Source organism: Ruegeria sp. YTSC106 (assembly GCF_059609765.1).
In genome coordinates this window covers 68,368-87,437 of record NZ_JBXWMI010000007.1, presented here as the reverse complement: position 1 = coordinate 87,437, position 19,070 = coordinate 68,368, and the positions used below count along the sequence as shown (strand labels likewise).

Sequence of the window (19,070 nt, the reverse complement as noted above, 5' to 3'; positions counted from 1 at the left end):
GTATTTCGACGGATTTCATCGCAGTGACCGGATCGTGACTTGGAATCCGCGCCAACGACGCGCATTTATGGGGTATGAAGATGTCGATGAAACCTACCGCTGTCGCCGCACTCGCGTGTCTGAGCCTGTCCGTCCCAGTTGCCGCGCAAGGCTTGGATGACGTGGTCCAGTTGGATGTTCTGGATGGCGGGCGGACGGCCAACGGCACCTACATGTCCGCTTTGAAGCTTACGCTCAAGGATGGCTGGAAGACCTACTGGCGCGCGCCAGGAGATTCCGGCATCCCGCCCGAGTTCGACTGGAAGCGATCCAGCAATATCGGCCAGGTGGAAATCATCTGGCCCGCGCCCGAAATATTTGATCAGGATGGCCTACAATCGATTGGCTATGAAAACCAGCTGGTCCTGCCCATTAAGGTCACTCCGCGCAACCCGGCAAAACCGGTCCACCTGAAAGGCAGGATGGATCTGGGGGTTTGCAAAGACGTTTGCATCCCGGAACGCCTGGATTTCGACCACACGCTCGACGCCGACGCTGATCGCAACCCGGCGATTGCTGCAGCGCTGGCGCAAAGACCCTATTCCGCGCGCGAAGCACGTGTCACCAAGACCACCTGTAATCTGACGCCCACGAAAGACGGAATGCGGATTGAAGCTCGGATGACGATGCCGTCTGCGGGTGGCCGCGAAGTCGCTGTTATCGAACCCGGCAATCCTGCTCTTTGGGCCTCGCAACCTGTGTCTCAGAGGCAGGGGAATACTCTGGTGGCCGAAGCAGAAATCATAAACGCATCAGGTGCAACTTTTGCACTAGACCGGTCCGAGATCCGGATCACCGTTCTGGGTTCCAATCACGCAGTCGATATTCTGGGCTGCAGCGCGGGCTGAGTCCATGAGCCAATCCCCCAAGATCGGTGCGTTGGCGGTTGTTCTGCATCAGGACAAGGTTCTTCTGGTTCAGCGCAGCAAACAGCCGGACAAGGGGCTTTGGGGATTCCCCGGCGGCCACGTGGAGTGGGGTGAAACCGTTTTGCAGGCGGCGCAGCGCGAGCTGCAGGAAGAAACCTCGGTGATTGCGGAACCGTCACATTACCTGAGAAATCTGGATTTGCTGCGCCACGACAAGGCGGGACAGGTTCTGTCCCATTACCTGTTGGTCGGCGTTGCCTGCCGCTATCAGTCTGGCACACCACAAGCCGGTGACGACGCGCTGGATGCCCGCTGGTTTGCCATCGAGCAGATACGCCGGGGCGACTTGCCGATGAGCGCGCGGGTCATCGACCTTATGGAACACGCAATCCGCGCGGATCAGGCATCGGCCGATCTTGTGAGCCGCCCATAAAGCAAACCTGACAGCACCACGCTCAGGATCACGATCAGAATTGCACCGGCCAGAAATGCACCCAACCCCATTTGCAGCACCGCAATGCCATCTCCACCTGCATAGAGGCCTTGCAGCAGGCCAAGCGGTGCGCCGGTAACTGCGGGCCAAATCATTGTCAGGCCGAACCAAACCGCCAATGCGGCCCCGGTTGCCGCCAGTGCGCCCCGAACCACCCGGTCGGGTGCCCGCGCAGCTCGGCGCATGGCTGTCATCGGGCGCGCTACATCATTGACGATCGCCAGAAGAGCAGGCACCAGAATCAGAACCAGCAACATCCCGAACCCAAGCCCGTAAACCAGCGTTATCACGGTCGGCTTGAGGAATTGCGCCTGTTGCGAACCTTCATAAAGCAACGGCGCAAGTCCGAGAACCGTGGTCAAAGTGGTCAGCATCACGGGCCGCAACCTGTCTGCGGTACCTTCGACAATGGACGGAACCAGACCACGGTCTTTTTGATACGCATCTATCGTGGTCACCAGAACGATCGAGTCGTTGATGATGATTCCGGTCATGCCCAGCAATCCGACCACCGTGAACATGCTGAGCGGCACTTCCCAGATGTAGTGGCCCCAGATCGCACCAACGAGGCCGAAGGGTATGATTGCCATAACAACCACTGGCCGTGTCCAGCTGGCGAACACCCAGGCCAGTACAAGGTAGATACCTGTCAGGCACAGGATCAAACCGGTGCGCGCTTCGGCAAGGAATTCATTTTCCTGTTCACTCAGACCCGACATGCGCCACTCAACTTGCCGTTCCGCTGCGATATCGGGCAGAATTTCTTCCTGCATCGCCCGTTCGATTTCGGTGGCGCGTGCCGGATCATCTTCCGAGATGTCGCCGTAGACCGAAACAACCCTCAGGCCGTTTTCGCGCCGAACCGTCGAGAAACCGGATTTACGCTCGACCGAAACGATGTCGGCCAGCGGTACGTAAACCCCGTCAGGAGACCGCATCAGCGTACGCTCGAGGAAATCTGCCGTCAGTTCGCCCTCAGGCAGTTCCACACGGATCTCGGCACTGCGTGGCCCGTCCGGGAATGTCGCCGCTTCGATGCCGTTCAGGCGATTGCGCAGGGCGCGACCCAGCGTCTCAATCCGGAATCCCAGCGCCTCTCCCTGCGCAGTCAGGTCCAAGATGAACTCTTCCTTGTCATAAGCCAGATTGTCTTCAAGCGCCGAGACTTCGGGGAATTTCGAAAGCTCGGCCTGCAGGTCTTCGGACGCGGCCTTGAGAACGCTCACATCAGAGCCGAAAAACTGCACATCGATGGCATCGCCGCCAGGGCCGGACCGCCAACCCCGGAAGCTTACCACTTCGAGTTTGGGATGGCGCGGCGCGAATTCCTGCAACTCTCCGACAAATTCGAAACTTGAATACGAACGCAGATCAGCATCGATAAGCTCGATCGAGATACCACCCAACAAACTGCCATCCTTACCATCCGCAGCAGCCAGTTGCCGGCCTGCGTTGCCGCCAACCTCGGCCAGAACATAGTCGATCGGATTGCGGCCGTGACGCTCTTCGTAGATTTGGCCCAGATCATTGACCGCTTGCTGCAGAAGGCGCATCATTTCAAGCGTATCTGATCGCGTTGAGCCTTCGCGCATGATAAAGCCGCCAGTCACCGAACTCCGTTCAGGTGCATTAAAAAAACGCCAGTTCACATCGCCGCGAATGAACAGTGCGACTTGGCTGGCCAATACCGCGATCATCAGCGCCACGACCACGTAACGCGCCCATATCACCCAGGAGATCAACGGGCGGAACAGGTGGTCCCGAACCCAACGGAAACCACGATTGACGACCCGATTGGGCAGATCATACCAGTGCTCCTTGGCCGAGTGCGCTATGGCGTGTGCCATGTGATTGGGAAGGATCAGGAAGCATTCGACCAGCGAAGCGATCAGTACAGCGATCACTGTAAAGGGAATGTCGCGGATCAGTTCTCCGAACCGACCGCCCACCAGAGTCAGACCGAAAAACGCAATTACCGTCGTGACAGTCGCAGCCAGAACCGGCATGGCCATTCGCCGCGCCGCGCGTTCTGCGGCCACGACAGGCGACTCACCCAGCCGTCGGGCACGGAAATCCGCGTGCTCTCCTACCACGATGGCGTCATCAACCACGATGCCCAGTGTGATGATCAGGCCGAACAGCGAGACCATGTTCAGCGACAATCCCCCCAGATACATCAATGCGATTGCGGCCGACATCGCCACGGGGATACCCGCCGCAACCCAGAAGGCGATGCGCGCGTTGAGGAACAGGAACAGCAGACAGACGACAAGGCCCAGGCCCATCAACCCGTTGTTGACCAGGATGTTCAATCGGTCGGTTATGGCCTGGGCGCGGGTGCGGATCAGTTCAATCTTCACACCTTCGGGCAAGCTGGCCTGCATTTCGCGGGCAACGTCTTCAACTGTGTGCTGGATGTCTATCGCATCGCCCAGATTTGACCGGTCGACCCTGATGGACATGGCCGGATCGTCGCCGACGAAATAACTGCGATGCCGTGTGACACCTTCGACCCGAATCCTGGCGATATCACCAACTTTCAGCTTCGACCCATTGGCAAAGGTCCGCAGCGCGATGCCTTCGAGCTGTTCCGGGGTCCGTTTTTCGGTTCCGGCTCGGATACGCGCACCTGCGCCCTCAACCTCGCCGGCGGGATCGGTGCTGACCTCGGCCGCAATCGCGGACGCGATCTCTTCCATGGTGATGTCATTTGCGATCAATTGCGCCGTGGTGATCTCGACAATGATCTGGGGCGCGGCAATGCCTCTGATTTCGGTTCGCGTGACGCCCGCCGAGAACAAACGGTTGATGAACTCATCCGTCAACTTCGCCAGTTGATTGGTATCGGTAGGCCCGCTGAGTACGACATCCGTTACCCTGTCCCGCCATGCGCCGCGTCGAATTTCAGGTTCTTCAGAGCCTTCGGGAAGATCCGTCACACCGTCTATCGCGGACCGGATGTCTTCAACTGCGCGGGACATGTCCCAGTTCGGCTCGAATTCCAGTCTGACGCGGGTCCAACTTGGGTGTGAACTGGCCTCGGTACTGGTTACCCCTTCAACGGCCAGCAGCGCAGGTTCCAACAACTGCACGATACCGGCATCCATGTCCTCGGGACCTGCACCTTCCCACGAGACGGTCACATCAACCCGTTCCAGAATGACATCCGGAAAGAACTGCGCCCGCATGTTCGGAATGGCAGCTGCACCAAGAACCAGCATCACAAGCAGCAGCAGATTAGCAACTGTCTTATGTCGTGTGAAGTAACTGAGAAGGCCACCCGCTGCGCCAGGTATCTCGCGCATCATGACGCTCAGCCCCCAGCCTTGGTTTCAATACGCCGCACCAGAGATGAGGGTACGCGCGCTGACCGCAACTGACCTAAAACCTGAGTTTTTTCATCCTTAGGCATGGCTTCGTTGGCCTCAACCCGGGCCACGAGCTCGGCACGTTTCGCATCTGACAACTCGACCATGCCTGGGTCTGCCCCAGCCTCATGTCGCAGCGGCCGCACCCGCACACCTGGCCCAAGCAACGGCGTGCGACCGATAACAACCTCGCGCCCTTCCAACCCGTCACCTCGCAGTAAAACCTCGTCACCCTGTCTGCGGACAAGCTGCACCGGCAAGCTTTCCAGGCGGTCATCTGTACCAATCACCAGAACCGTTCCCGATGCGTCCAAAGCCGAAGACGGTAAGCGGAACACGTTGGCAAGCGGTTGTTCCTGAACCGAGACGGTAACGAAATCTTCGGGCTTGAACCCGGATGCCTCTTGCAGACGTGCATAAATCAAGCGTCCGGTCTGGCCCTCGCCCGCTGACCCGCTGTCACGGCTGATATGGCCTGTCGCGGTCAGATCGGCGCCCGTTACCTCAAGCGACACTGTGACCGGCGCGTTGATCAGCCTGTCCTTCTCGTCCAACAAACGTACATATTGTGCCGTTGACACCCGGAACGCCACTTCCAGAGCGTTTGGATCAACAAGTTCAGCCAGTTTTTCATTCGCCGACACCAAGCGCCCTTCCACCAGCGTCACATCGGTCAGGGTACCGCTGAAACCGGCCCGAATGGTCATATCTTCAAGATCGCGTTCCGCAGCTTCCAGGGCAATCACGGCCCGGGCCAACAACGTCGTTGCCTGATCGACGCGGGATTCAGCCTGCGCAAGCGCGATGCGACGCGCCAGAACGGCCTGTTGGGCTGACGCAGCCGCCAGTTCCGCCTCTTCTACGCTGGCGGCGGCGCCTACCCCTCGGGACTCCAGATCGCGTTGCCGTTGCAGCGCCCGTTCCCGCAGTTCGGCTTGCGCCTCGGCCGATTTCAATTCGTCCTGCGCTAGCAGCAGAGACCGTTCGGCATCACGTTCTTCGAATTGTGCGTCCAAAAGATCCGACTTGGCCCGATCCAGCGCGGATTGGGCATCCGCCGGATCCAGTTTAACCAGAACTTCCCCAGCAGTTACCGTTCCGCCATCCACAAAATCCTCTGCCAGGGCGACAACACGGCCACCCAGTGCCGCACGCAATTCCAGTCTGCGCCGGCTCTGGACCTCTCCGAATGCTTCGAGATAGGGGGTAACGGTTTCCGCTTCGGCCTGACGCACTGCAACCGCAAAGATCCGTTCGCGGGCGGCGGGCGCCGGGTCCTCACGCGTCAGGACGTCTTGAATAGCGCCCATGATGATCTGCGCGGCAACAAAAAGCAAAGCCAGCGTCAGGAACGCCAGAAAGACACCGACAAGACTTTGCCGCAGAAATCGCATCAATCAGTTACCCCGGTTGCACTAAGCTGCCGTCCACAACATGTAGCTGGATCACGAATTATGCCAAGCCACAAAGCGGTTATACGGAATTGAACGTACGACCAGTCTACTTCCGTCGCAGATGTTCGTCCAATCTGGGCATTATTTCCACAAAATTGCAGGGGCGATGCCGGTAATCGAACTGTTTTTCCAAAATCCCATCCCACGCATCCTTGCAGGCCCCCGGGCTGCCGGGCAATGCAAACAGGTATGTTCCCCCCGCAACGCCCCCGGTTGCACGGGACTGCACCGCCGAGGTGCCGATTTTTTCCATCGAGATGATGGTGAAGACAGTGCCGAATGCGTCGATCTCTTTTTCGTACACGTCCCGGTGCGCCTCGACTGTCACGTCCCGCCCGGTCAGACCCGTTCCCCCGGTCGAGATCACGACATCGATCTGCTCATCAGCCACCCATGCACGCAACTGGTCGGCGATCTGGTCGCGCTCGTCCCGAATGATCTGGCGATCCGCAACCACATGGCCCGCTTTTTCAATCCTGTCCACCAATGTCTGCCCCGAGCGATCTTCGTCCATCGATCTGGTATCCGAAACGGTCAGAACGGCAATTCTGACGGGGATGAACTCCATGGTTTCGTCAATACGTGACATCTTGCGTCAGACCCTTTCCAGAATGGCAAGTCGGATAGCGAGGGCGGGAAAAATACCCCCCGTAATCTGGCCAATATTACGTGAGGCGTGTGGATTGCCGACACGCAGCCCACTCGCGCATCCGGCAAAGATGCCCACAAGCCCGTTCACCGCAAACACTCCGACGGCGATGATCCCGCCTCGGGGTTCACAAACTGCGGAATGGGCGCCAACAGAGTGAAGGTTTCGGTCATGGGCCTATTTCAAACCAACTCGGCGTCGGGCCCAGATTGGCCAAATGCGTTCGACCCAAGGACCCTCGATAGCCCCAGCTTTCATGTACATGACCGAAGAACGCAAATCTTGGCTGAAGGCGTTCCACCGCATCTCGTATGGCAGTTGATCCGACCGAAAGGCCTTGCGATGTCTGATCCCCATACCCTTTGGGAGGAGAATGAACGATCAGGACATCAGCCGTTTCACACCGGTCGAGCATCTCGGACGCCTCACCTTCTGTCAGGTCACAGGACCAGTTTCCGAACGGAGTCGGTGGTACACCGTAGCCAAGGCCAAACAGGCGCACGCCGTCTATCGTCATACCAGACCCGTGCAGGACATGGACACCTTCCGGGGCGGCATCGCCCAGTTCTTCCGCACTTTCTGCGTTTCCCGGGATCAGGACCAGCGGGGCCGAAATGCCGGACAGCATATGCATCGCCTCGTCCAGCCCCTGACGCGAGTTGCAATAATCACCGGCGCCAATGACAAGATCAGCCTCGGCGCTGGCGGCGACAAGATCGGCTGCCCGGTTGCGCGCCATGTGCAGATCAGAGAATGCCAGAACCTTCATGTTGCACCTCGCAGCCGCGCTTTCAGTTCCAGCAGATCCGCCCAGGCCTGCCGTTTCATCTGCGGTTGTCGCAACAGGTAAGCCGGGTGGAACATCGGAATCACTGGAAGATCCATTGCCTGATCCCATTTGCCGCGCAGGCGGGTGATTCCGCGTTTGCCCAGCACCGCCTGACAGCTGATATTCCCCATCACAACCAGAACCTCGGGCCTGGCCAGTGCCACGTGGCGTTCCAAGAACGGCTTCATCATCCCGATCTCTTCGGGCTTGGGATCGCGGTTCTGCGGGGGCCGCCATGGCAGCACATTGGTGATATAGACGCTTTCGCGGCGATCCAGATCAATTGCCGCCAGCATCCGGTCCAGCAATTGACCTGCACGGCCAACAAAGGGCTTGCCTTCACGGTCTTCTTCGCGCCCGGGAGCTTCGCCAATGATCATCACGCGCGCGCCGGGGGTACCATCGGCAAAAACCAACTGTCGCGCCCCGCGTTTGAGCTCGCAGTGTTCGAAAGCGTCCATCGCTGCGCGCAATTGATCCAGCGATCCCGCGCCCTGTGCTACAGATCCCGCTATTGCAACTGGGTCTACATCCCGTGGCTTCGCCGGGGCGGCGGGGCGCGCTTCTGCTTTCTTGGGTTTGGCCGTGGTGTCGGGCAACGCGTACCGGTCAACCGGCACATCACCGATTGCCTCGGTGGCGCCCAATTCGATCTGCCATTCCAGCAGCGCCCGCGCAGAATAATAGTCCAAACCCGATTCCATAGGGATAACTTACCTTCCTGAGGGCTGAGGGAAAGCGAATAGGACTTGATCGGTCGCTCTGTCGCGCCGACCATCGGCGTGCGATGCTCAGATTTCTGCGATTCCTCATCATGGGTTTAGTGCTGGTAGTCACTGGTGATCCGGCAGTGGCCACGTTTCACGACAAACACGGGCAGTGCCGTGCTGGTCAGTTCAAATGCGGCAGCACCTGTTGCTCAGGCGGGCAAAGATGCAGTTTTGATGGCCACTGCATTCCGCTGGGCGGCACCTATTGCGGCGGCGGGCGCAGTTGCGGTCCGTTCGAACGCTGCGTCGCAGGTGGACTCAGATGTGCGCCCGCAGGCCTGAACAAATGCGCCTCGCGGCTGGACTGTCCGGGCGACAGTTTCTGCAATGGTCGTGGTGAGTGTGAACGGAGCGCACCCGAGTTGGATACGACGCCTCCAACCACTTGCGCTGATGGCAGAACCTGCGCGCGCGGCTCGTCCTGCCTGCCCGGCGGGGGATGTTCTCGTCCGGGATGGTTCCTGTGCGAGGAAACCGGATCACAATGCCGTCCCGGTTTCAAATGTTCGGCCCATCAGGGTTGTGTACCGATCAAGGCGATCGACTGCGGCTACGGCAAGTGGTGCAAGCCGGGTGAGCAATGCCTGCCCGAGGGCGGCTGCGAAAAACTGCCTGAGGGTACGGAACCTTAGGTTGCCTTGCGTCGCACGGCTTCCTATAAGCGGCGCGATTGTCAGACAGGAGCCCGCCCATGCGTTTCGCCCATCGTCACCTTCTTGGCATCGAGCATCTGTCGCAATCCGATATCACCGAAATTCTGGATCTGGCCGAGACCTATGTCGCCATGAACCGCCAGTCGACCAAGCATTCGGACGTGCTGTCGGGTCTCACCCAGATCAACATGTTCTTTGAAAACTCGACCCGGACGCAGGCCAGTTTCGAGCTGGCGGGCAAACGGCTGGGCGCGGATGTGATGAACATGGCGATGCAGGCAAGCTCGATCAAAAAAGGCGAGACCCTGATCGACACTGCGATGACATTGAACGCGATGCATCCCGATCTTCTGGTTGTTCGGCACCCGCATTCCGGCGCGGTCGATCTTCTGGCGCAAAAGGTCAATTGCGCCGTTTTGAACGCGGGCGACGGTAAACATGAGCACCCAACGCAAGCCCTGCTGGACGCCTTGACCATCCGTCGCGCCAAGGGTCGCCTGCACCGGCTGAACATCGCGATCTGCGGGGACGTGGCCCATTCCCGCGTGGCCCGCTCGAACCTGATCCTGCTGGGCAAGATGGAGAACCGCATCCGCCTGATTGGGCCGCCGACGCTGGTGCCCGCGCAATTTGCCGAGTTTGGCGCCGAAATATACGATGACATGAACGAGGGCCTCAAAGACGTCGATGTCGTCATGATGTTGCGCCTCCAGAAAGAACGCATGGATGGCGGGTTCATCCCCTCGGAACGCGAGTATTACCACCGCTATGGTCTGGACGCCGCGAAGCTGGCACAGGCCAAGCCAGACGCGATCGTCATGCATCCCGGTCCGATGAACCGCGGGGTCGAGATCGACGGCACACTGGCGGACGACATCAACCGGTCCGTCATTCAGGAACAGGTGGAAATGGGCGTCGCCGTTCGCATGGCAGCAATGGAACTGCTGGCCCGCAACCTTTGCGAGGCCGCGTGAACAAGCTGGCCATCTCCCCCAACGAACACGGCGTCTTGCGCCTGTTCGCGCTGGACATGCGTCCGGAAGAGGCAAAGTTCCTGCGCGAACCCGGTGCCGCCGGTCAGGTGCTTGGGGTCGATGGGCTGGATCCCAGCCACATCGATGTTTTTCCGGTATCCGATCTGGAGGAGCTCGGGCTGTACGGCTACCTGACCGAAGGGTGCGGCGTTTCAGCAGACCAGTTGGACCGCGACGCTCTGGCCTCTGTCGAAGGTTGGGTCATGGTCCTGCGCAGTACCGCGTTCAAAGGTCGCCCCGCGATGCTCAGGCCTGACCCTCGCCTGCGCCTGATCGGCCTGTTCACGGAAGAGGCCACAAGCTGGACCGGGGGGACCATTGAAACCGAAAGCGCCAAACCCTTCTCGGCCCCGCAAACCGTCACAGCAGGTGACGCCCCCCGCCGCGTCGGGTCGGCCATGATGGTGCTTGTCGCGCTTTTAATCACCGGAGGCATCTTGTGGCTGATCCTGTGACCTTCGCCCCGGACAAGTGGGCCTACATACGCACCAACGCATGGCTCGCCGCCCTTGGCATGGCCGGTGCGATGATCGTGCTGTGGCTGATCGGCAATCCTTACGTCTGGACCGGAGCGCCCGCTGGCCTTGCTGCCATTGGCATACGCGCCTGGTATCTGGCCTCGGAAGAACTGGTCGCCAATTGGCAGTTGTCAGACACCGCGCTGACTGGACCCGGCAGACGCAGCGTGGCGCTGAACCAGATCACCGCCGTGAATATCATGGGCAGCTTCGTGCAGATCGTCACCAACAGCGGCTACAAGCATCTGATCAAGTACCAGTCAGACCCGGCCGCCACCAAAGCCGCGATTGAAAGGGCCATTCCATGACCACCCTGATCTTCACCAATGCCCGCCTGATCGACCCTGAAACCGGCACGGACAGTCTCGGCTGGCTGCACATTGCCGACGGCCTCATTCAGGGCAAGGGCAACGGGGACGTGCCCGTCGCTGACGCTCAGGTCATCGACTGCGGTAGCAAGTGCCTCGCTCCCGGCATCGTCGATATCGGCGTCAAGGTCTGCGAGCCGGGGGAACGGCACAAGGAAAGTTACAAATCCGCTGGTCTTGCGGCGGCTGCCGGGGGTGTGACAACCATCGTCACCCGGCCGGATACTCTGCCTGCGGTCGATACGCCGGAAACGCTGGAATTTGCGACAAGGCGCGCGCAGGCGGATGCGCCGGTCAATGTTCTGCCGATGGCCGCGCTGACCAAGGGGCGCGAAGGGCGCGAGATGACCGAGATCGGGTTCTTGCAGGACGCGGGTGCCGTAGCCTTCACCGATTGCGATCATGTCATCACCAATACCAAGGTGTTTTCCCGCGCGCTGACATATGCGAAATCCTGCGGCGCGCTGGTGATTGCCCATCCGCAGGAACCTGGCCTGAGCACAGGGGCGGCTGTGACCAGCGGCAAATTCGCTGTCTTGCGCGGGTTGCCTGCCGTGTCGCCCATGGCCGAACGGATGGGGCTGGACCGGGACATCGCTTTGCTGGAAATGACCGGGGCTGCCTATCACGCGGATCAGATCACCACGGCTCGCGCCCTGTCGGCGCTGGAACGGGCCAAGCGCAACGGGCTGGACATCACCGCTGGTACGTCAATTCACCATCTGACGCTGAACGAGCTCGACGTGGCCGACTATCGCACCTTCTTCAAGGTCAAGCCGCCACTGCGGTCCGAGGATGACCGGCAGGCGGTGATCGAGGCCGTCCGCACCGGCCTCATCGATACGATCAGTTCGATGCACACACCGCAGGACGAGGAAAGCAAACGCCTGCCGTTCGAAGAAGCCGCCTCCGGTGCGGTGGCGCTGGAAACGCTGTTGCCTGCGGCGTTGCGCCTGTATCATGCCGACCAGTTGGACCTGCCGACCCTGTTCCGGGCGATGGCATTGAACCCGGCCAAACGGCTTGGTCTGGAAAGTGGCCGATTGTCGGAAGGTGCCCCGGCAGATCTGGTTCTGTTCGACCCGGATGTGCCTTTTGTGCTTGATCGGTTTGCCTTAAAATCCAAATCTCAGAACACTCCATTTGACGGCCAGCGGATGCAAGGTAAGGTCATTTCGACCTATGTTGCAGGTCAAGAAGTGTTCCGGAGTTCCTAATGCCCCCGATCGACAACTCGACTAGCGAACTGCTCCAGTGGGCGGTGGTTGGATATCTGATGGGCTCCATTCCCTTCGGCCTTTTGCTTGCCAAGGTCATGGGGTTGGGAAATCTGCGCGAAATCGGGTCCGGGAATATCGGGGCAACAAACGTCCTGCGTACCGGCAACAAAGCCGCAGCGGCGCTGACATTGCTGTTTGACGCGGCCAAAGGCGCGGTGGCGGTTCTGATTGCCCGTGCTTATGCCGGAGAAGACGCCGCACAAATCGCAGCCCTTTTTGCCTTTCTGGGCCATTGCTTTCCTATCTGGCTGGGGTTTAAGGGCGGAAAAGGCGTGGCCACCTTTCTGGGCCTCTGGCTGGCGCTGGACTGGCGCGTCGGTGTCGCTTGCTGTCTCAGCTGGTTGGTGGCGGCAGCGATCTGGCGGATATCCTCGGTCGGCGCGTTGGCCGCGGCTGCACTTTCAACAACCTGGGTGCTGGTTCTGACCAGCGGGCAATCTTTTATCCTGGGGGTTATTCTGACGCTTCTAATCTACTGGCGTCACAGCACCAATGTCGCGCGAATCAAGGCTGGAACTGAACCGAAAATCGGAAAGTCGTGACACCGCCGGACGCTTTTGTCTCCGCTTTTTTCGCGCTGCCCAAGGGTAGTTTCACTGGTATATCGGGGGACCGGCGCTACGTCGTTGTGCGTCAACAGATGGCAGAGGGAAAATCCCACAAGCTGGTTGCACACGAACTGGGCGGAACCGACTATATCAGCATGAACCTGTATCAGACGCGCCTCAGCGGGGCACTGCTGAGGCCGTGTGAAATGGCGGCCTGCAAAGTCATTGCGTTTGTTCTGGACTTTGAACCGGACGCGTAATGTCGGGCCTGCATTTTTGAACAGGCGTTATTCTCTGGCGCACAATCACGATTCATTGTTTTGAACGTGATCCAACTGCACCCCAGATCGCTGTCGTGACGGTCAATTACGGGCCACACAGGACAACAATCCGGGGCCTTCGATCCGCACACAGACGAGGCTCCTTTCACGAAAGGTGGAACAATGAACAAGTTTAAATCTCTGATCGGTGGCGTCGCTCTGTCCGTTGCAGTGGCAACATCCGCTCTGGCTGCGGGTGTGGACATCAACGCGAGCTCGACTGGTCTGGCCATGCAGGGTTATGACCCGGTTGCCTATTTCACCGTCGGTGAAGCCACCAAAGGTGACTACCGAATCACCACGCTGTACGACGATGCAATGTATCGTTTCTCGTCGGAAGAAAACAAAGCCGCCTTCGAAGCCAACCCGGAAGCCTACCTGCCTGCCTACGGTGGCTACTGCGCCTTCGGTACAGCCATGGGCTTCAAGTTCGACGGTGACCCGAACTACTGGAAAATCGTCGACAACAAGCTGTACCTGAACCTGTCGGAAGACATCCAGGAACGCTGGGAAGGCGACATCCCGGGCTTTATCGAAAGCGCGAGCGCAAACTGGGAAGACATCGCGGACAAGACCCCTGCTGAATTGCAGAAGCAATAATCCGCTGAAACTGTCAGGCGTGTCGGCGGCGGAACGTTCCGCCGCCGCATGTCGTTTGAAGACCTCTCATTTCTTCCTATCTCATCAGTATCAGAAGTGCCCGTTTTCAAAGGGCAACGGCGTGTCTTGTCACGTTTCAACGCAAGAATACGGGCTGGAATTCGTAGGTATCACTGATCCGATGACGCTAGCGGATCGTAATGGTCTGCATAAGTGAACTGAATTTCACTGCAGCAGAGTGACAATCGAAAGGAAATGAGATGACATTGAAATTGGCTCTCATCACCACTGTCGCAACCGTGGTCGCGGGATCGGCAATGGCACAATCCTCGGGCAACTGGACCGGGTTTTATGGCGGTCTGCAACTGGGTTATGCCGATGTGGACACCAGCCTGTCCGGGGTCGACGGCGATGGCGTAATCGGTGGTATCATCCTGGGTTACGATTATGATCTCGGCGACTGGGTCGTTGGCGGCGGTTTTGACTATGACTGGACTGACGTGGATCTGTCTGGCGCCGCAACTGTTGAAGATGTCTGGCGGCTGAAGGCGCGTGCTGGCTACAAAATAAACCCGCAAGGTTTGCTATATGGCACCGCAGGCTATGCCGAAGCTGGTACGGACACCTTGGGCAGCGATGACGGGTGGTTCATTGGCGCAGGCTACGAACAGATCGTGGCCCCAAACGTGAGTATTGGTGGAGAACTGCTGTACCACGAATTCGATAACTTCAACGGAAACAATGTGGATGTCGACGCAACCACATTGCAGATTCGCGCCTCTTACCGGTTCTGAATGGCATCCCACAAAAATGGGCCCGGCCTGTCCGGCCGGGCCTCGATTCAGAGGTCCAGAATCGTACTGCCCGTGGTCTGTCGCGCTTCAAGCGCGCGATGGGCATCGGCAACCTGATCAAGCGCAAAACGCTGATCGATGTGAATCTTGACCTCTCTGCCCTCGACCTTGCCGAACAAGCGGCGCGCCATTGCCTGACACACGGAGTGATCCGCAATATGGGTGAACAAGGTGGGTCGGGTGATCTTGAGCGATCCTTTCTGACCCAGAACACCGATATCGAACGGCGGCACCGGCCCGGACGCGTTGCCGAAGGAAATCATCATCCCTAACGGTCTCAAACAATTCAGCGATCCTTGGAACGTATCCGCCCCGACGGAATCCATCACCACGTCCACGCCCTGACCCTTGGTGATCTCGGCCACCCGTTCGGTGAAATTCTCGGATCGGTAGTTGATGCAATGCGCAGCCCCGTTGAACCGGGCAAGGCTGCATTTCTCGTCGGTTCCCGCCGTGCCAATCAGGGTGATCCCCTCGGATTTCGCCCATTGGCAGGCGATCAGTCCGACCCCACCGGCCGCTGCGTGAAACAGCACCGTATCCCCGCGTTTCAGCGGAGTGGTTCGGTGAAACAGGTATTCAACCGTCAAACCCTTCAACATCATTGCCGCAGCAGCTTCGAATGTGATGCCGTCCGGCAGAGGGCACACCTGTGCCGCAGGCATTACGCGGGCCTCGCAATACGCTCCGGGTGGGGCTGCCGCATATGCGGCCCGCTGGCCGGGTTGCAGGTGCGTCACCCCGTCCCCGACGGCCTCGATGACGCCGGACGCTTCCATGCCCAAAGCATGAGGAAGATCAAGGGGGTACAATCCAGTACGTTGATATACGTCGATAAAATTTAGGCCGCAGGCCTGGTGGCGAATACGTATTTCACCCGGTCCGGGGTCGCCCACTGGCCTGTCTTCGATCCGCAACACCTCGGGCCCGCCGAATTCGTGAACTACAACCGTTTTTGCTGTTGTCTGCATCCTGACCTCCTCTTGCCTGACCTCAAGCTAACATGACTGCGATGCAGGGCAATCCGTCTGGTGCCACAGTGTTGAACAGGATTTCGCCAAACTGTGCTATAATGAGGTCAGGCGTTGTCGGCTGGTCCGGCCACGGACAACAAATTGCCGGATCCGTTCCGCGGCGCAATTCTCGCCAGGGAAGGGGATGAAAATGGCTAAAACAATCGGAAATCCGATCAGCTGGGCAGCCCAGAATCTGGGTGCGGCCGGTGATCATGTCTCGGATAGCGTTTCACAACTCGGAAGCGCAGATATCAAGCATCTGCCGATGGTGCAGACACTGACGATGCAGGATCTGCGCGCTTGCCTGCGGGCGGGGTATCACGACTTTCTCGAAACACGGGCGGACGCCATATTCATTGTACTGATTTACCCGATCGCAGGGCTTTTGATGTTCGGCTTTGCCCTGAACGTCAGTATGATTCCACTTCTGGCTCCTCTCGTTGCCGGTTTTGCTTTGATCGGTCCGGTGGCAGCCGTGGGTTTGTACGAGATCAGCCGCAAACGAGAGCAAGGCAGCACGGCGCATTGGCTGGATGCGTTCGGCGTCTTTCGCTCGCCGTCATTCGGCGCAATTCTGGTACTCGGGTTTTATCTGGTGATGCTTCTGCTGATCTGGCTGATGGTGGCGCAAAGCATCTACACGCATACAATGGGTCCAGAAGCCCCTGCGTCACTGGGCGCTTTTGCTCAGCAAGTATTCTCTACGACTGCCGGCTGGACGATGATGGCAGTCGGACTCACCGTTGGATTCGTGTTCGCTCTGTGCGCTCTGGCGGTCAGTGTCGTCAGCTTTCCATTGCTTCTGGACCGGAAAGTCGGATTGCCGGTGGCGGTTGTGACGTCGTTTCGCGTGTTGCGTCACAACCCCGGCGTCATCTTGACCTGGGGGTTCATCGTGGCTGCCCTTCTGTTTCTGGGTGCCCTGCCGATGCTGTTGGGTTTGATCGTAGTGATGCCGGTTCTGGGTCATGCCACATGGCACCTGTACCGCCGCGCGATTGCGTGAACGCGCGGGACAAACCCGCGCCTTCAATACTCAGCCCGAGACTTTCAGAACGATCTTGCCAATATGGCCCGAGCTTTCCATGCGTGCATGGGCGGCCGCAGCCTCGGCCAGATCAAATTCGCTATCCATAACAGGCGCTACCTTGCCAGCCTCAAGCAGAGGCCAGACGGCTTCGCGCAGGTCCTGCGCAATCCGGGCCTTGGCCAGATCGCTTTGTGGGCGCAGGGTGCTGCCGGTCAAGGTCAGGCGCTTGACCATCATCAGGGCAAAGTTCAGCTCCACGACCGGTCCTTGCAGGAAGGCGATCTGGACCAGCCGCCCATCCTCGGCCAGAGCTTTGACGTTACGCGGAAGATAGTCGCCACCGACCATGTCGAGGATCAGGTTTGCCCCACCTTCGGCCCGCATGACGGCCACAAAATCCTCATCGCGGTAGTTGATCGCCCTTTCCGCACCCAATTTGACGCAAGCTTCGCATTTCTCATCCGAACCTGCGGTGGCAAAAACGCGGGCACCAAAGGCGTTGGCCAACTGGATGGCTGTCGTACCAATCCCACTCGAGCCACCATGGACCAGAAATCTCTCGCCTGCCTTCAACCCGCCCCGCGTAAACACGTTGGACCAGACGGTGAAAAAGGTCTCAGGCAGGCAAGCCGCCTCTTTCATTCCCATGCCGGCAGGCACCGGCAGGCAGTGGGCCGCAGGAGTGGCGACGTATTCGGCATAGCCTCCGCCCGGCAGCAACGCGCAGACCTGATCGCCGACGGACAGTCCCTGGACACCGGCCCCAACCGAGACAACCTCGCCCGAAGCCTCAAGCCCCGGCAAGTCACTGGCACCGGGCGGCGGATCGTAAGCGCCCGCACGTTGCAACGCATCCGGGCGATTCACGCCGGCATAAGCCACTTTCAGCACCACTTGCCCTGCACCCGGTTCGGGGACAGAACGCTCGGTCAGTTGCAAAACATCAGGACCACCCGGTTCGGTGATCTCAACAGCGCGCATCATCTGGGTCATAGGCACCTCCTTTGCCCAATGCCTAGCAGGCATCAGGGTCAAGGCCCAGCACCAAGACGAGCTACTTTCGGGGGTTCAGTTTTCCCGGAAGGTCTGCTCGCATTTTCTCTGGTGCTTTCACCTGACCCGCCAGCCAGTTCGGAACCGCCAGAAACGGTTTCAACACCGGGTTGTCGCGCATCTGTGCCTTGAGCTTTTCGAACTCCATGACGTTCGCGATCCGGCGATCCAGAAACTCCCACGTGCGCTGATGACCCGGGCTGTCATCGCCCAGCCAGAACAACAAGGTCGAGGAATAGACACCCGACAAAGTGGCCCGTTTCGTGTACCAGTTCACGTCGTCCGAGGTATCGCCCAACGTATCCCAGATCAGATCGCAGGTCTGCCAAACTGCCTTGGCACCGTCTGCCGCGTAAGTTGGCAGGGAAAACAGAGTCATGCCCCGGCGCACCAGTTCTTTATCCTCGACCGCTTGCAAACGGAACCGAACCGAAGCGGCAATCTTGTCCCGAAATTTCAGCCCACTCAGGTCTTCGGACTTTATGCGGTCCAGCATCGCCTGATCGCCGCGCGCATGATAGGCCAGTGCCAGATCAACTGCGCCGCGCGGACAGATCGCGCGCGCCAGGCCGTCATCCAGACCACAGTCGGAAATGGAGGCACGAAAACTGGTTTCCGACCATCCATCGAAGGGAACATGGTTCAGCATTGCATCCAAAAGCTGGTGTTTTGCATCTTCATATGTGGTGGTCATGACGTTTCTCCGGTTGTCGGGGCCAGTACTAGACAAGTTAGAACGGCTTTGCTATACGGCCAACTCCTGCAATTTCCTTGCAACTCTATCTAGAAAGGTGGTGACAACCACATGCAGGTTAGTGTTCGCGACAATAACGTCGATCAGGCGCTTCGTGCCCTGAAGAAAAAGCTGCAGCGCGAAGGCGTGTTCCGCGAAATGAAGCTTAAGCAACATTTCGAGAAACCGTCCGAGAAAAAAGCGCGCGAGAAGGCTGAAGCGATCCGTCGTGCCCGTAAACTGGCACGTAAGAAAGCACAGCGCGAAGGTTTGCTCTAAGCGCAGCCCGAAAAGTGGGAACCGGTTTTCGGATCAAGCTGCGCGCGATCAAAACTGGCACTCGCTCGTCCAGCTTTGGATGACACTATTTGACGACCCCCGAGGCATCGCCCGGGGGTTTGTCGTTTCAGGGATCGGATACAATCCGCCGACTCGTGGGACGGGCTGTGCGACAAGCCGCCATTTCCTCACCAGCAACATTTTGCCCGGCATTTAGCAGCGCAGCGAATCTCGTGTTGGTAGCATCGCCTCGCCAAAACTCGCCTGAGTTGAACCAACCCCTACCACCGTCGACACCCCCACCTCTAAGTGA

21 protein-coding genes are annotated in these 19,070 nt (G+C 59.0%); 13 read left to right on the top strand and 8 right to left on the bottom strand.

The window, feature by feature from the left end:
* Positions 1-80: 80 nt before the first annotated feature.
* Positions 81-887: a protein-disulfide reductase DsbD domain-containing protein gene (locus AC2FEB_RS11430; protein ID WP_371415279.1), complete on the top strand. Its 807-nt coding sequence runs from the start codon at positions 81-83 to the stop codon at positions 885-887.
* Positions 888-891: 4 nt separating this feature from the next.
* The gene (locus AC2FEB_RS11425; protein WP_299899230.1) at positions 892-1,341 is read left to right on the top strand and encodes an NUDIX hydrolase; all 450 of its coding nucleotides are present in this window, start codon (positions 892-894) and stop codon (positions 1,339-1,341) included.
* Here the strand turns inward: AC2FEB_RS11425 and AC2FEB_RS11420 are convergent.
* The 5 genes from AC2FEB_RS11420 to AC2FEB_RS11400 form a co-directional block, all read right to left on the bottom strand.
* The gene (locus tag AC2FEB_RS11420) at positions 1,308-4,709 is read right to left on the bottom strand and encodes an efflux RND transporter permease subunit (RefSeq protein ID WP_117870461.1); all 3,402 of its coding nucleotides are present in this window, start codon (positions 4,707-4,709) and stop codon (positions 1,308-1,310) included. The two genes, AC2FEB_RS11425 and AC2FEB_RS11420, sit on opposite strands and share 34 nt — an antisense overlap.
* A gap of 5 nt (positions 4,710-4,714) precedes the next feature.
* On the bottom strand, positions 4,715-6,163 hold the full coding sequence (locus AC2FEB_RS11415) for an efflux RND transporter periplasmic adaptor subunit (protein WP_496672534.1): 1,449 nt from the start codon (positions 6,161-6,163) through the stop codon (positions 4,715-4,717).
* Positions 6,164-6,269: 106 nt separating this feature from the next.
* Positions 6,270-6,812, bottom strand: coding sequence for a molybdenum cofactor biosynthesis protein B (gene moaB / locus AC2FEB_RS11410; RefSeq protein ID WP_117870465.1), 543 nt, complete (start codon positions 6,810-6,812; stop codon positions 6,270-6,272).
* Between the two features lie 229 nt (positions 6,813-7,041).
* Positions 7,042-7,641: a metallophosphoesterase family protein gene (locus AC2FEB_RS11405; RefSeq protein ID WP_117870467.1), complete on the bottom strand. Its 600-nt coding sequence runs from the start codon at positions 7,639-7,641 to the stop codon at positions 7,042-7,044.
* Positions 7,638-8,405: a uracil-DNA glycosylase gene (locus AC2FEB_RS11400; RefSeq protein WP_117870469.1), complete on the bottom strand. Its 768-nt coding sequence runs from the start codon at positions 8,403-8,405 to the stop codon at positions 7,638-7,640. The genes AC2FEB_RS11405 and AC2FEB_RS11400 overlap by 4 nt, the downstream gene beginning before the upstream one ends.
* A 110-nt stretch (positions 8,406-8,515) precedes the next feature.
* Between AC2FEB_RS11400 and AC2FEB_RS11395 the strand changes: the two genes are divergently transcribed.
* From AC2FEB_RS11395 to AC2FEB_RS11355, 9 genes are all read left to right on the top strand, one after another.
* Complete coding sequence (locus tag AC2FEB_RS11395) at positions 8,516-9,103, top strand: scavenger receptor class F, member 2 (RefSeq protein WP_496672405.1); 588 nt, start codon at positions 8,516-8,518, stop codon at positions 9,101-9,103.
* Positions 9,104-9,162: 59 nt separating this feature from the next.
* Entirely contained in the window at positions 9,163-10,098 is a 936-nt protein-coding gene (locus tag AC2FEB_RS11390) for an aspartate carbamoyltransferase catalytic subunit (RefSeq protein ID WP_496672408.1), read from the top strand.
* The gene (locus tag AC2FEB_RS11385; protein WP_117870475.1) at positions 10,095-10,613 is read left to right on the top strand and encodes a hypothetical protein; all 519 of its coding nucleotides are present in this window, start codon (positions 10,095-10,097) and stop codon (positions 10,611-10,613) included. Before AC2FEB_RS11390 ends, AC2FEB_RS11385 begins: the two co-directional genes overlap by 4 nt.
* Positions 10,598-10,984, top strand: coding sequence for a hypothetical protein (locus AC2FEB_RS11380; RefSeq protein ID WP_254683726.1), 387 nt, complete (start codon positions 10,598-10,600; stop codon positions 10,982-10,984). The genes AC2FEB_RS11385 and AC2FEB_RS11380 overlap by 16 nt, the downstream gene beginning before the upstream one ends.
* On the top strand, positions 10,981-12,261 hold the full coding sequence (gene pyrC, locus AC2FEB_RS11375; protein ID WP_117870477.1) for a dihydroorotase: 1,281 nt from the start codon (positions 10,981-10,983) through the stop codon (positions 12,259-12,261). Before AC2FEB_RS11380 ends, pyrC begins: the two co-directional genes overlap by 4 nt.
* Positions 12,261-12,866: a glycerol-3-phosphate 1-O-acyltransferase PlsY gene (plsY, locus tag AC2FEB_RS11370; protein WP_299642249.1), complete on the top strand. Its 606-nt coding sequence runs from the start codon at positions 12,261-12,263 to the stop codon at positions 12,864-12,866. Before pyrC ends, plsY begins: the two co-directional genes overlap by 1 nt.
* Positions 12,863-13,132: a hypothetical protein gene (locus AC2FEB_RS11365; RefSeq protein WP_117870481.1), complete on the top strand. Its 270-nt coding sequence runs from the start codon at positions 12,863-12,865 to the stop codon at positions 13,130-13,132. The genes plsY and AC2FEB_RS11365 overlap by 4 nt, the downstream gene beginning before the upstream one ends.
* Positions 13,133-13,315: 183 nt before the next feature.
* Complete coding sequence (locus tag AC2FEB_RS11360) at positions 13,316-13,792, top strand: YHS domain-containing (seleno)protein (RefSeq protein WP_117870483.1); 477 nt, start codon at positions 13,316-13,318, stop codon at positions 13,790-13,792.
* Between the two features lie 260 nt (positions 13,793-14,052).
* On the top strand, positions 14,053-14,586 hold the full coding sequence (locus AC2FEB_RS11355) for an outer membrane protein (protein ID WP_117870485.1): 534 nt from the start codon (positions 14,053-14,055) through the stop codon (positions 14,584-14,586).
* A gap of 47 nt (positions 14,587-14,633) precedes the next feature.
* On the opposite strand, the gene AC2FEB_RS11350 is transcribed toward AC2FEB_RS11355, so the two are convergent.
* Positions 14,634-15,617: a quinone oxidoreductase family protein gene (locus AC2FEB_RS11350; RefSeq protein WP_117870487.1), complete on the bottom strand. Its 984-nt coding sequence runs from the start codon at positions 15,615-15,617 to the stop codon at positions 14,634-14,636.
* Positions 15,618-15,810: 193 nt separating this feature from the next.
* Between AC2FEB_RS11350 and AC2FEB_RS11345 the strand changes: the two genes are divergently transcribed.
* Positions 15,811-16,668: a DUF2189 domain-containing protein gene (locus AC2FEB_RS11345; RefSeq protein ID WP_117872879.1), complete on the top strand. Its 858-nt coding sequence runs from the start codon at positions 15,811-15,813 to the stop codon at positions 16,666-16,668.
* A gap of 30 nt (positions 16,669-16,698) precedes the next feature.
* Here the strand turns inward: AC2FEB_RS11345 and AC2FEB_RS11340 are convergent, their stop codons facing one another.
* Both AC2FEB_RS11340 and AC2FEB_RS11335 read right to left on the bottom strand, forming a co-directional pair.
* Complete coding sequence (locus AC2FEB_RS11340) at positions 16,699-17,685, bottom strand: NAD(P)H-quinone oxidoreductase (RefSeq protein ID WP_496672419.1); 987 nt, start codon at positions 17,683-17,685, stop codon at positions 16,699-16,701.
* Positions 17,686-17,746: 61 nt separating this feature from the next.
* A complete protein-coding gene (locus tag AC2FEB_RS11335) occupies positions 17,747-18,439 on the bottom strand; it encodes a COQ9 family protein (protein WP_117870491.1) in 693 nt (230 codons plus the stop codon).
* A gap of 111 nt (positions 18,440-18,550) precedes the next feature.
* Between AC2FEB_RS11335 and rpsU the strand changes: the two genes are divergently transcribed.
* Positions 18,551-18,757: a 30S ribosomal protein S21 gene (rpsU, locus tag AC2FEB_RS11330; RefSeq protein ID WP_005614280.1), complete on the top strand. Its 207-nt coding sequence runs from the start codon at positions 18,551-18,553 to the stop codon at positions 18,755-18,757.
* The last annotated feature ends 313 nt before the right edge of the window (positions 18,758-19,070 follow it).